The 11,773-nt window shown below is 66.4% G+C and carries 10 protein-coding genes; 5 read left to right on the forward strand and 5 right to left on the reverse strand.

Annotated elements, in window-relative coordinates; all coding sequences use genetic code 11:
* Positions 1-72: 72 nt before the first annotated feature.
* From DYI37_RS05455 to DYI37_RS05465, 3 genes are all read right to left on the reverse strand, one after another.
* Positions 73-2,388 carry an FdhF/YdeP family oxidoreductase gene (locus DYI37_RS05455; protein ID WP_116682181.1) on the reverse strand — a complete coding sequence of 772 codons (2,316 nt, stop codon included), beginning with the start codon at positions 2,386-2,388 and terminating at the stop codon, positions 73-75.
* A gap of 103 nt (positions 2,389-2,491) precedes the next feature.
* Positions 2,492-3,805 (reverse strand): magnesium transporter, encoded by a 1,314-nt coding sequence (mgtE, locus tag DYI37_RS05460; protein WP_158555089.1) that lies wholly within the window; start codon positions 3,803-3,805, stop codon positions 2,492-2,494.
* Between the two features lie 234 nt (positions 3,806-4,039).
* Positions 4,040-4,813, reverse strand: coding sequence for a formate/nitrite transporter family protein (locus DYI37_RS05465; protein ID WP_116682183.1), 774 nt, complete (start codon positions 4,811-4,813; stop codon positions 4,040-4,042).
* A gap of 492 nt (positions 4,814-5,305) precedes the next feature.
* Here DYI37_RS05465 and DYI37_RS05470 point away from each other — a divergent pair, with 492 nt between their 5' ends.
* Together DYI37_RS05470 and DYI37_RS05475 are read left to right on the forward strand one after the other, a co-directional pair.
* Positions 5,306-6,031: a cytochrome c oxidase assembly protein gene (locus DYI37_RS05470; RefSeq protein ID WP_116682184.1), complete on the forward strand. Its 726-nt coding sequence runs from the start codon at positions 5,306-5,308 to the stop codon at positions 6,029-6,031.
* The gene (locus DYI37_RS05475) at positions 6,028-6,519 is read left to right on the forward strand and encodes a CopD family protein (protein WP_199520082.1); all 492 of its coding nucleotides are present in this window, start codon (positions 6,028-6,030) and stop codon (positions 6,517-6,519) included. The genes DYI37_RS05470 and DYI37_RS05475 overlap by 4 nt, the downstream gene beginning before the upstream one ends.
* On the opposite strand, the gene DYI37_RS05480 is transcribed toward DYI37_RS05475, so the two are convergent.
* Positions 6,489-7,034: a DUF2231 domain-containing protein gene (locus DYI37_RS05480; RefSeq protein ID WP_116682185.1), complete on the reverse strand. Its 546-nt coding sequence runs from the start codon at positions 7,032-7,034 to the stop codon at positions 6,489-6,491. The two genes, DYI37_RS05475 and DYI37_RS05480, sit on opposite strands and share 31 nt — an antisense overlap.
* A 93-nt stretch (positions 7,035-7,127) precedes the next feature.
* Between DYI37_RS05480 and coxB the strand changes: the two genes are divergently transcribed.
* The 3 genes from coxB to DYI37_RS05495 are packed head-to-tail and all read left to right on the forward strand — an operon-like array spanning position 7,128 to position 10,512.
* Positions 7,128-7,730 carry a cytochrome c oxidase subunit II gene (gene coxB / locus DYI37_RS05485; protein WP_116682186.1) on the forward strand — a complete coding sequence of 201 codons (603 nt, stop codon included), beginning with the start codon at positions 7,128-7,130 and terminating at the stop codon, positions 7,728-7,730.
* Entirely contained in the window at positions 7,727-10,204 is a 2,478-nt protein-coding gene (gene ctaD / locus DYI37_RS05490) for a cytochrome c oxidase subunit I (RefSeq protein WP_116682187.1), read from the forward strand. The genes coxB and ctaD overlap by 4 nt, the downstream gene beginning before the upstream one ends.
* Entirely contained in the window at positions 10,204-10,512 is a 309-nt protein-coding gene (locus DYI37_RS05495; protein WP_147307887.1) for a hypothetical protein, read from the forward strand. Before ctaD ends, DYI37_RS05495 begins: the two co-directional genes overlap by 1 nt.
* A gap of 87 nt (positions 10,513-10,599) precedes the next feature.
* Here the strand turns inward: DYI37_RS05495 and DYI37_RS05500 are convergent, their stop codons facing one another.
* Positions 10,600-11,742: a DUF2336 domain-containing protein gene (locus DYI37_RS05500; RefSeq protein WP_158555090.1), complete on the reverse strand. Its 1,143-nt coding sequence runs from the start codon at positions 11,740-11,742 to the stop codon at positions 10,600-10,602.
* Between the last annotated feature and the right edge of the window lie 31 nt (positions 11,743-11,773).

Here is an 11,773-nt window from a genome sequence, read left to right on the forward strand (position 1 = left end):
ATGGGGCTGACGCGCGGCTCCCACGCCGCGCGCGGCTTCAGGCGAAAACGGCTTGACGCGTAAAAGGTCCGATCAGGCGGCGGGGTCCCGCTCGACCCGCACCGGGATCGACTTGTAGGCCGGCGTCTTCGACAACTCGTCGCCTTCCATCAGGTCGACCAGCACGTTGCATTCGGGATAATAGCCGGCGAGCGTGCCGCGCGGCACGTCGTAGGGCGTGACGACGAGGCCGCCGAGGCGGTGGGTGGTCGAGCGGCTTTCCGAAAGATCGTTGACGAGACTGACGGTATCGCCCGGCGAGAACCCGAGTTCGGCGATATCCTCCTCGTTCATCAGCACCACGTCGCGCGTGCCCTCGATGCCCCGGAACCTATCCGTATAGCCGTAGATCGTCGTGTTGAACTGATCGTTGGAACGCACCGTGATGAGGTTGAAGCGTCCCGCCGTCTCCTCGAACCCCCGTGCGTTGAGCTTCTCGGGAACCCGGATCTCTGCCCGTCCGCTCTCTGTTTCCCAGATCCGCTCGCGTGCGGGATTGCCGCGCCAGAAGCCGCCGGGCTCCTTCATGCGGGCGTTGAAGTCACGGAAATCGTCCGGATAGGTCTTTTCGATGAGATCGCGCACGAGGCCGTAATCGGCGATCCACGCGTCCCACGTGACCTTCGGGTTCTCGGGCAATGTCGCCTTGGCGAGGCGGGCGACGATCTCGAGTTCGCTGAGAAGGTGCGGCGAGGCGGGATCGCGATGGCCGATGGAGGCGTGGATGTGGGAGAACGAATCCTCCACCGTCACATACTGGTTGCCGGTCTCCTGCTCGTCCACCTCGGCCCGGCCAAGGCAGGGCAGAATGTAGGCCTCCTTGCCCGGGTGAAGATGCGAGCGATTGAGCTTGGTCGAGATCATCACCGTGAGATCCATGCCCGACCAGGCCTTCTCGACGCTCTGTCGTTCCGGCAGCGCCCGGCACAGATTGCCGCCGAGGCTGACGATTGCCTTCACCTCACCGGCGAGTGCGGCCTCCATCGCTTCGGTGACCACATAGCCTTCCTCCATCGGCGGCTCGAAGCCGAAGAGGTCGCGCAGCCTGTCATTGGGAATGAGGCTCGGCTTCTCGGAGATGCCGACGGTCCTCTGGCCCTGCACGTTCGAATGGCCGCGCACCGGGCAGCAGCCGGCACCGAGCTTGCCGATATTGCCGCGCATGCACAGGAAGTTGACGAACATGGAGATGTTCGTCGCCCCCAGCGGGTGCTGGGTCAGGCCCATGCCGTAGACGCCGATGACCCGCTCGGCCTTCGCATAGACGTCGCCGGCCTGGCGGATATCGTTGCGCGAAAGACCGGTTTCGGCCTCGATCTTCTCCCAGGACGTCTCCCGCAGGAAGGCCTCGAACGCCGCAAAGCCCGTGGTGTGCTCGTCGAGGAAGGCGGTGTCGAGGATGCGGTCCGCGCCCGTATGCCGTGCCGCGTCATCCCGCTCGAGGACGTGCTTGCAGAGGCCCGTCAAGGCCGCGATGTCGCTGCCCGCCTTCAGCTGATAGTAATGATCGGAGATCTTCGTCTCGCCGCCGGTCAGCATGTCGACAGGGTCCTGGGGGCTCGTGAAGGCGAGGAGGCCCGGTTCGCGGAGCGGGTTGAAGGTGACGATCGTGGCGCCACGCTTCTTCGCCTCGGACAGGGGCTTCAGGAAGCGCGGCGAGTTGGTGCCGGGATTCTGGCCGAAGAAGAAGAAGCAGTCGGTCTCCTTCAGATCCTCCCAGATCACGGTTCCGACCGACGAGCCGATGACCTCCTTGAGGCCGACCGAGGTCGTCTCATGGCACATGTTGGAACTCTGCGGCAGGTTGTTGTGGCCGTGGAGCCGGGCATAGAGGGCGTAGAGATAGGAGGCTTCGAGGCCGGCATGGCCTGAGGCGTAGAAGACGCTGCGCTTGGGCTCGATCGCCGAAAGCCGGCTTCCGATCGCGGCGAAAGCCTCCTCCCAGGTGGTGCGCACATAGGTGTCGCGTGCCGCGTCGTAGCGCATCGGCTCGGTCAGGCGGCCGGTCATCTCCAGTTCGTGATCGGACCAGTCGCGCAGGTCCGATACCGTGTGCGCTTCGAAGAATTCGGGTTCGCAGCGATCTCTGGTGAGTTCCCAGATCGTCGCCTTGGCGCCGTTCTCGCAGAATTCGAACGGTGCGTGATCGGCCGGCTTCGGCCAGGCGCATGAGGCGCACATGAAGCCGCCCGGCTTGTTCTGGCGACGCAGGGTGGCGATCGTCGCAAGCTCGGGTTCGGCGTCCATCGTGACCGCCAGAATGCCGCTGAGCGAGCCCCAGCCGCCGGCCGGCGCGTCATATTCCGGCTTCTCGATCTCGCCGTCGAAGCGCTCGTCGTTTCTGCTCATTCGCGTCTCTCCAGACATGGCGGTGGGGGAACCGCAACCGAACCGCCGCAACGCGCGGCTGCCGGATGCGTCGCGGCCGTAAGCGGCCGCATATGGCTTGCGTTCACACGCCCAGGATGACGCGGGCGACGAGGAAATAGATGAGCAGCCCGGACGCATCGACGATGGTCGTCACGAAAGGCGCGCTGAAGACGGCGGGGTCGATCGAGAGAACCTTCGCGGCCACCGGCATCACGGCGCCGACAAGGGCTGCGAGGGTGCAGATGAAGACGAGCGTGACGGCGACGACGAGGGCGATCGAGGGATCGAAGATCAGAGCAAGGATAGCGTAGGCGAAGACGGAGACGAGGAGGCCCATGACGAAGCCGGTCCGGGTCTCGCGCCAGGCGATCGCGAGAATGTCGCCCGGCTTCACGTCCTCCACCGCGAGCGCGCGCACGATGGTCGTCGCCGACTGCGCACCCGCATTGCCGCCGATGCCGATGAGGAGCGGGATGAAGAGAGCCAAAGTCACCACGCTCTCGAGCGTCTCCTCGAAGGCGTCGAGCACGTTGACCGTGAGGCTCGCGGCGACCGCCAGAACCGAAAGCCAGACGATGCGCGAGCGCACCAGACGGAAGACGGGCACCGAAAGATAGGGTCTGCCGATCGGCTCCGTGCCGCCGGCGCGAGCGAAGTCCTCGCTGTTCTCGAAGTCGAGAACCTCCATGGCATCGTCGAAGGTCACGATCCCGACGAGCCGTCCGTCCTCCTCGATCACCGGCACGATCATCAGGTCGGCGGAGGTCATCAGGCGCGCCACGTCCTCCTGATCGTCGGTCACGTGCACGAAGGGCACGTCCAGCGTGGAGAGATCGGAAATGCGCGTCGACGGCGCAGCGAGCACGATCTGGGCGAGGTCGACGGCGCCAAGGAGGCGCATCTCCGCGTCGCAGACCGGCATCAGAAATACCGTATCGGCACGCTTCTCGCCGCTTCGGATGGCAAGCAGCGCGTCCTCGGCACTCATCTCGGGCATCAGGCTGACGAATTCCGGGCTCATGAGCCGTCCCGCGCTCTTGGCGGGGTAGTCGAGAACGGTGCGCGTCAGCGCCCGTTCTTCCGAACTCAGGGCTTCGAGGAGTGTCCGACCGAATTCGGGCGGCACGAATTCCAGCATTCTCGCCCGGTCGTCCGGCTCCATCCGCTCCAGAAAACGGGCGCGCTCGGGAGGCGGGAGTGCCTGCAGGATGTCCGACTGGGTGGCCGGGGAGAGAAGGTCGAAGATCCGCGCGGCCTTCTCGGGCGAAATGAGCGTCATGGCGCGGGCGAGCGTCGAAGGCGCGACATGCTTCGTCCGCTGCACCGCCAGATGGGGCTTGGCCTCCTCCAGCCAGTCTTCGAGCGCTCGTCCCTCCAGCGCGGCGATGTCCTGCATGAAACTCATCCCCTCGGTGCCCGCATCTTTGGGCCACCACGATCCGGCGACTGCCATCGAGTGTGCGGGGTGTCGCGGAAGCCCCGGCGACCCGGCTCCGTACGAAACCCCTCCTGGACACCGATATTGCGGCCCGTTCCTCGACGAAAAGGGCTGGCATGCCGGACGCGACCAGGTTTCGTTCGCCAACGGCCGTGCCGTCGGCGCAGATGGAACGGGTCGCCGGGGCCGGCGTCATTCGTCGACCCGCTCGATCGTGCCATGGCCGCCACTGAGGACGAGGGCGACGAGGATGCCTCCGATGATGTTTCCGACGGTGGCGAGAAGGATGTTGTGCGTCATGTCGAGGACCGAGAACGCGCCGTCGCCCATCGCCCAGCCGATCGGAAGGATCGACATGTTGGCGATCGAATGTTCGAAACCCGAAGCGACGAAGATCGTGATCGGGCCGATGATCGCGAGAATGCGTCCGGCGACGGATTTCGTGGCCATCGACATCCAGACGGCGAGACAGACGAGCATGTTGGCGAGGATGGCCGAGGCGATGATCGCCCAAGAGCCTTTCGCGGCCTTGCTGCTCGCCGTGTCGACCGCAGCCTGGCCCACCGCTCCGTCGAGGGCATCGCCGCCTCCGGCCGCGATGAAGAGGACGACGATCGCGAGCGATCCGACGAGATTTCCGAGCCAGACGGTGACCCAGCCGTAGAGAACGAGCGAGGTGTTCAGCCGGCCTTCCAGATCGGGCAGGACCATCATCGTATTGCCGGTAAAGAGCTGTGTTCCCGCGACCATGACGAGGATGAGGCCGACCGAGAAGACGAGCCCGCCGAGAACCGGTCCACCGCCCGATGCCTCCGCCACGAAGGAGCCGATCGATCCGAAGGCGATGAAGGCGCCGGCGGCGATCGCGAGAACGGCCATGTTCGCCGTCTCGCCGAGCGCCTTCTTCTTGAGGATGAGAGGAGCCTTCTCGGCGATATCGGCTCCGGTCGGATCGGCCTTGCTCATGGGTCCCGCTCGCCTCGCTGCGGTTCGCGAAGGGCGCGACGCGGTCGCGGCGCCTCCATTTCGATTTCCTCCGCTAAGTGCGGCACGAGCGCGCAGTTCCAGCGCCCCTCCTCAGGAAAAGACCGTTCGAACGGAGGTCTTCCGCATCGGATGCGGAACGCTCTTTTCGAATGCGTGATCGAGAATTGCGAAGGGCCGCCACCCGCGAAGTCGAACGGCGGGCCGATCGTGTTCCTCGCGAGGGCTTCGAGCGGGCTACACGGCGCGTTCGATAAGCCGCCCAAGGCCGAGCCGGCAAGGCTTCGGCGAGAAATCAAGGGCACGTATCGCGACTGCGCGGCGACAAGGTTCGATAGCCGGCAATGCGCTGGAAGCGGACCGAATTCCGGTGATCGTCACGACTGATAACGTTTGCGTAGGGCGCTGGTCGCCGTCGTTCAGAAGTCCTTATCACAGCGGGAAAGCGACGACGCAGACGGGACGGATGGCCGCATGATGTTCGATGGCAGTTACTGCGGCACGGCGCCGGCGCTCGGCGACGTCCTCGCCCGATGGAATTTCGAACCCTTCGTTCTTACGGCCCTCGGCGCGGCGGCGATCCTCAGCTGGCGCAGGGCGAGCCGGGGTGGGGGGATCGCGACCGCTCTTCTCGCGCTCGCTTTCGTTTCGCCGATCTGCGCGGCGAGCGTCGCGCTCTTCTCCGCCCGCTCGCTGCATCATCTCGTTCTTCTTGCTGCCGCCGGGGCGGGAGCGCTCGCCCTCTCGCCTTCGCTCGTCGGGCGCCTGAGACTGCCTGTTCTCCCGACCCTCGTTCTCATGACGGCGGTGCTCTGGGCATGGCATCTGCCGCAGCTCTACGATCTCGCCCTTCGAAACATGGCGGTCTACTGGGCGATGCAGCTCTCGCTTCTCGCCTCGATTGCGATGTTCTGGATCGCCATCCGCGCCGCAGGTCCGGTCGCCGCCGCGAGCGGCCTCGTCGGCGGTGCGGTTCAGATGGGCTTCCTCGGTGCGGTCCTCACCTTCGCCCAGCAGCCCTTCTACGAGATCCACCGGCTCGCGGCGCCAACCTGGGGACTGTCGCCGCTCGCCGATCAGCAACTCGCCGGGCTCGTGATGTGGGTCGGCGGCATGGCGCCCTTCGCGATCGCCGGCGGCCTCATCGCCCATCGGGCCTGGATCGGTCTCGATGCACCGGCAGGCGGGCGGGCGGCGTGATCCTCTCCCTCGTCAAGGCGATCCATATCGCAGCGCTCGTCGTCTGGTGCGCCGGCCTCGTCGCGCTGCCGCTGATGCTCAGCAAGCACGAAATCGGCGAGGACCAGAGGCGGTATGCGCGCCTGCGCGTCCTCACCCACGCGACCTATTCCTATATCGTCACGCCCGCGGCGGTCGTCGCGATCACTGCCGGAACGTTGCTGATCTTCCTCCAGGGCGTCTTCGTGCCCTGGATGTTCGCAAAGCTCGTCGCGGTCGGTCTCCTCGTCGTCCTTCACGCGGTGATCGGAAAGACCGTCATCGCCATGAGCGAGCGGCGCGGGTCCTTCGAGCCCCGGTCCTCGGTCTGGATGCTCGGCGGCACGCTGGCGACGATGACCCTCGTTCTCGCTCTCGTGCTCGGCAAGCCGGTCCTTCCATCCCCCGTTCCCGACTGGCTCGAAAGCCCGCGCGAGCGTCACTTACCGGTAGACGAGATCCCGACTTGATATTCGAAGACCAGCTTTCCGCCGTGCCATCCCGTGAAACCGGCAAATCCGACCGCGAAGGTCGAGATCAGCAGGCCGTAGGGCAGAACCGCCTCTTCGTAACCGCCGAGCCGGTAGCCCCAATTGGCGCCGAGGATCGACAGAAGCATCACCGCGATGATGAAATGGGTCCAGCTGGCCGAGCGCTGCCTTATGCCCGGCACCCAGAGGAGCTCGACGGTGCCCGCGATTCCCGCGGCCACGCCGAACAGGAAGGCCATGCCGGAGGCCCACAGCGCCGCGCGGGCCCAGAACAGGTCCCCGGTCCACCAGTAGAAGACGTCCGCACCGAAGGTTCCGGTCACGAAGGCCACCGGAAAGGCCACCAGCATGGCGTGGATCGGGTGACCGGCGACCGCGACCTTCGATTCCAGCCGGTGGAAGTCCGACTGTTCCCTGATCGGGTCGATCAGGCCGGGCCCTCCACGTTTCGACTGCGCCCCGGCATCCGCCTGCCCATACTCGGTGTCGCTCATCTGAAGGTGCCGCTCCCGCGTTCGATCGGTGTCCTTGCCGCTTATATTGCGGCCGCCGCCCTGCTGACAGGATGCGCCGGTTCACATTCCGTCATGGACCCGGCCGGACCCTCCGCCGCGGCAATTGCGGATCTCTGGTGGTGGATGCTCGCGGGATCGGTTCTCCTGTCCGGGCTCGTCTTCGTCATTCTCTTCCTCGCCTTCCGGCGGGCGGGCAGGGCCGAGCGGTCAGACGCCCCGAGCGAGAAGCTCTGGCTCGGCTGGCTCGGCCTCGCAATGCCGGTCGTCGTCCTTCTGGCGCTCCTGACCTACGCCCTCCACCTCGGCGGCCGCATCCTTCCCGGTCCCGATGCGCCCGATCTGACGGTGGAGGTGACCGCCTATAACTGGGGCTGGTCCTTCCGCTATCCCGACGGCCGGGTGAGCGAGCGCGTCCTGCATATCCCGGCCGATGCGAAGATCGATCTCGTCATCTCCGCCACCGATGTCATTCACAGCTTCTGGGTGCCGCGCCTTGCCGGCAAGATGGATGCGATCCCCGGCCATGTGAACGAATTGCGCATCGAGGCCGACCGCCCCGGAACCTTCGCCGGCGTGTGCGCCGAATATTGCGGCATCGGCCATGTGGATCACGACTTTCAGGTGATCGCCCATGACGGCGAGAGCTGGCAGGATTTTCTGGAGAACCGTGAATGAACGCGATCGGCCGTCACCGCGGGCTCGCCAGGATCTGGGCGGGCGAGCCGGGCCTGCGCGGCGTCTTCAGCGCCGTCAGCCATACCGATATCGGCAAGCGCTTCATCATCGCATCGGCGATCTTCTTCGCGATCGCGGGCGTTCTCGCGATGCTGATCCGGGCCCAGCTCGCCACGTCGCACTCGGCCTTCGTGGGGCCTGAGGCCTATGCGCAGATCTTCACGATGCATGGCAGCATCATGATGTTCCTGTTCGCGATTCCGATGCTCGAAGGCGTGGCGATCTATCTTCTGCCCAAGCTTCTCGGCTCGCGCGATCTGGCCTTTCCGCGCCTCACCGCACTGGGCTGGTGGTGCTATCTCTTCGGCGGCTCGATCATGGTCGGCTCGCTCCTCGTCGGCCTCGCGCCCAATGCGGGCTGGTTTCTCTACCCGCCGCTTTCGGGCCCCGAGTACACGCCCGGGGTCAATTCCGACGTCTGGCTTCTCGGCGTCACCTTCGTCGAGATCTCGGCCATGTGCGCGGCGATCGAGATCGTGGTGACGATCCTCAAATTCCGCGCCAAGGGCATGCGCCTCGACCGCATGCCGATCTATGCCTGGTACATTCTCGCCACCGCCGGCATGATGATCTTCGGCTTCCCGCCGCTGATCCTCGGCTCGATCCTGCTCGAGATCGAGCGGGCCTTCGGCTGGCCCTTCTTCGATCCCGAGCTCGGCGGCTCGCCGCTCCTGTGGCAACACCTCTTCTGGCTGTTCGGCCATCCGGAGGTCTACATCATCTTCCTGCCCGCGGCCGGCGCGATCTCGACGATCATCCCCGTGATGGCGCGCACGAAGCTCATCGGCTACGGCGCCATCGTCGCCTCCGTGATGGCGCTCGCCTTCCTGAGCTTCGGGCTCTGGGTGCATCACATGTTCACGACGGGCATCCCGCACATGGCGCTGGGCTTCTTCTCGGCCGCCTCGGTTCTGGTCGCCATCCCGACCAGCATCCAGATCTTCGCCTGGCTCGGAACCCTCTGGGCGGGGCGGCCGAAGCTGGAACTGCCGATGCTCTACCTTCTCGGTTTCTTCTTCGTCTTCATCCTCGGAGGGCTCACGGGCGTGATGCTCGCCATCGTGCCCTTCAACCAGCAGGCCCACGACACGGCCTTCGTGACCGCCCATCTCCACTACGTCCTTGCTGGCGGCTTCGTCTTCCCGATGCTGGCGGCGGCCTATTACTGGATGCCCCATGTCACCGGACGGCTGCGGGTGATGCGGATCGGCGAGGCCGCGTTCTGGCTGATCTTCATCGGCTTCAACATCACCTTCTTCGGCATGCATCTCACCGGTCTTCTGGGCATGCCGCGCCGGGTCTACACCTATCCGGCGGAGGCCGGGTGGGACTGGCTGAACCTCGTTTCGTCCATCGGCGGCTTCCTCCAGGCCTTCGGCTTCGCGCTCTTCGCGCTGGACATCGCCCTTCAAGCCTGGCTCGGGCGGCCCGCCAGGCGGAATCCGTGGGGGGCCGGGACGCTCGAATGGACGATGATGACCCCGCCGCCGGCCTACAATTTCGCAAGCCTGCCCGAGGTCGAGTGCCGCGAACCGCTCGGCGCACGGGGGACTCTCGCCGCCGATCTCGCCCGTGGCGAGGGGCTCCTCGCCGCGCCGAGAAACGGCTGGCGCGAGACCCTCGCCGTCGACATCGCGAGCGGGAAGCCGGACCATGTGGCGATCCTGCCGGGGCCGAGCCTCCTGCCGGTCGCGGCCGCCGCGAGCTTCGGCGGCTTCTTCGCGATGATGCTTCTCAGCCTCTACTGGATCGCACCGCTCTTTCTCGTCGCGGTCACGGTCGTCATCTGGCTCTGGGCCTCGACGAACGGCTCGAGGGAGCCGGTGGGACCGCTCGAGATCGGTGACGGGACGACCGTCCCGTCCCATTACGAGGCGCAGGGAACCGTCGGCTACTGGGGCAGCGTCTTCGCCCTTTGCGCGAGCGGAACGCTGTTCGGCTCTCTGATCTTCGGGTTTGCCTATCTGTGGACGGTGGCGCCCCACTGGCCGCCGCAGACCGGTCTCGATGCTCCGCTTTTCGAGACGGGGCTGATCGTCGCGGGCGCTCTTGCCGCCGCGATCTTCGTCCGCCTCGCTCTGCCGCGCACAGGAAACGGCGAGGGCCGGCTCTATCTGGCGATCGCGGGAATGGGTCTGACACTTCTCGTCCTTGCCTCCCTGCCGGTCCTGCGCCTGCCGGCTCCCACCGACCATGCCTTCGGCGCCGTCTCCACCACGCTCGTCGCCTATGGCCTCTTCCATGCCATGGTCGCCACACTGATCCTGGCATTCATGATGGTGCGCAAGCGGCAGGGTTTCGTGGCGCATGGGCGACCGCAGGAGATGCGGGTCGCGACCTTGTGGGTCGATTATGCGGCCGGGACGGCGATCGTGGTGGCGCTCGTCCTCGTCCTTGCGGCTTGGGGGGTCTGATGCCGCTTCTTCGCCTCTCCGCCGGGCTGACCCTCTGGGCCATCGGCTTCTGTGCCATCTACGCCGTGCACGGGCTGGGCTGCGCTCTGGGCTGGCCGAACGAGACGGTCGGGCCGTTCGAACTGCACAGGGCCTCGATGATCGCGCTCTGGGCCTGCTTCACCCTTGCCGGGATTTGGCTCGCTCTGGTTCTCGGGCGATATCGCGGGAGCGCGATGGACAGGGCATCCATGCTTCTCGCCTGGGCCGGCGCCGGGACGACGCTCGTCTCGGGACTTCCGATCGTTCTCGTTCCCGCCTGTCTTTGACGAGGCGCCGGAACATGCCGATGCGCGGCGGGGTCGGTCGGCGGCGTTCGGGGCTCGAAGGCCGCGATCCGGCCGGGCGTGTGCGCCTCAGGCGGCCTGCGCGCGGGGCCGGCGATCGCGCAAACCGTTCGTGCGCGCGATCTCGCGCGAAAGGCCGCGCAGGAAGGCGAGAGCCGGTTCCATGCTGCGGGAGGGGTCCTTGCGCATCTCTTCGGCAAGCCGCGTCATGATGCGCGCCGCCACCTCGTTCGGTGTCGGCGTGTCGCCCCGGTGGTCGGCGGCGCGCCAGACGTCGACGGCGTGGAAGAGGAGGGCGGTCGCCTCGCTCGGCAGGCCTGCGCGCGCGCACAAAGCGTTGAAGGGCTGACGGCGGCTTTCGACGAGGATCGAGCGCACGCGCCTTGCGGACGTGCCGGTCAGGCGGGTCAGGCATTCGGTCAGGGTGTCGAGCGAGCCCGAGCAGGCAAGACGCAGGAGAATGGCCGAAGACAGGGCCCGCTGGAGAAGAAGATCGTCGATCAGGTCTTCGAGATCGGCGCGGGACGCCTCCTCGACGATCGTCGCGGTGCCGCGTTCGGAGGCCTCCTCGCAGATCCGGCGGCTCTCCGACGCGCCGAGGACGCCGGCGGCGAGGAAGGATCCGGCGACCGCCTCGCTCGCCTTCACGAGAAGTCTCTGTCTGAGTGCTGCGGGAAGGTCTGCCCGATCGAACAGGGCGCCACGGATCTCCGCGTCCCCGGCGAACCGGTCCGCGATGGCGCGAAGGCTCTCTGCTTCGATCCGCGCGTCCGGGTGGCGAAGGAGGGTGAGCACGCTTTCGCCTTCGCCCGCCGAAACGATCGCCGCCGCGACAGGCGCCGAAAGGGAGGCGCGCATCAACACGGCATCAACGAGCTTGCGCTGCCCGCGCCGCACGATCTCCACGAGATCGTCGTCGGCAAGGAGCGGCGACTGCGAGATCTGCGGCAGGGCGACGCTGTGGACATCGTCCACCAGCGTCATCACGAGATCGCGGGACGGCGCGGGCGAGCCGGCGAGCGCGCTCGACAAGGCGCGCCGGACGCTGGCGGCCGGATCGGCCGCGATCTGCAGAAGAATCTCCGCGACGTCATCCCGGTCGCCCGCCGGGATGAAGCCGTTCGCATAGGCGCTGGCCAGGAGATGGGCCCATTCGGCGCGCTGTCCGGCACTTGCCGGTTCACACCAGTTCGATCCTACCGGCTCCGCCATGATGATTCGTCTCCGACCCGTTCGACTTCGT

This window comes from Fulvimarina endophytica (assembly GCF_003403015.1).
Lineage (GTDB): Bacteria > Pseudomonadota > Alphaproteobacteria > Rhizobiales > Rhizobiaceae > Fulvimarina > Fulvimarina endophytica.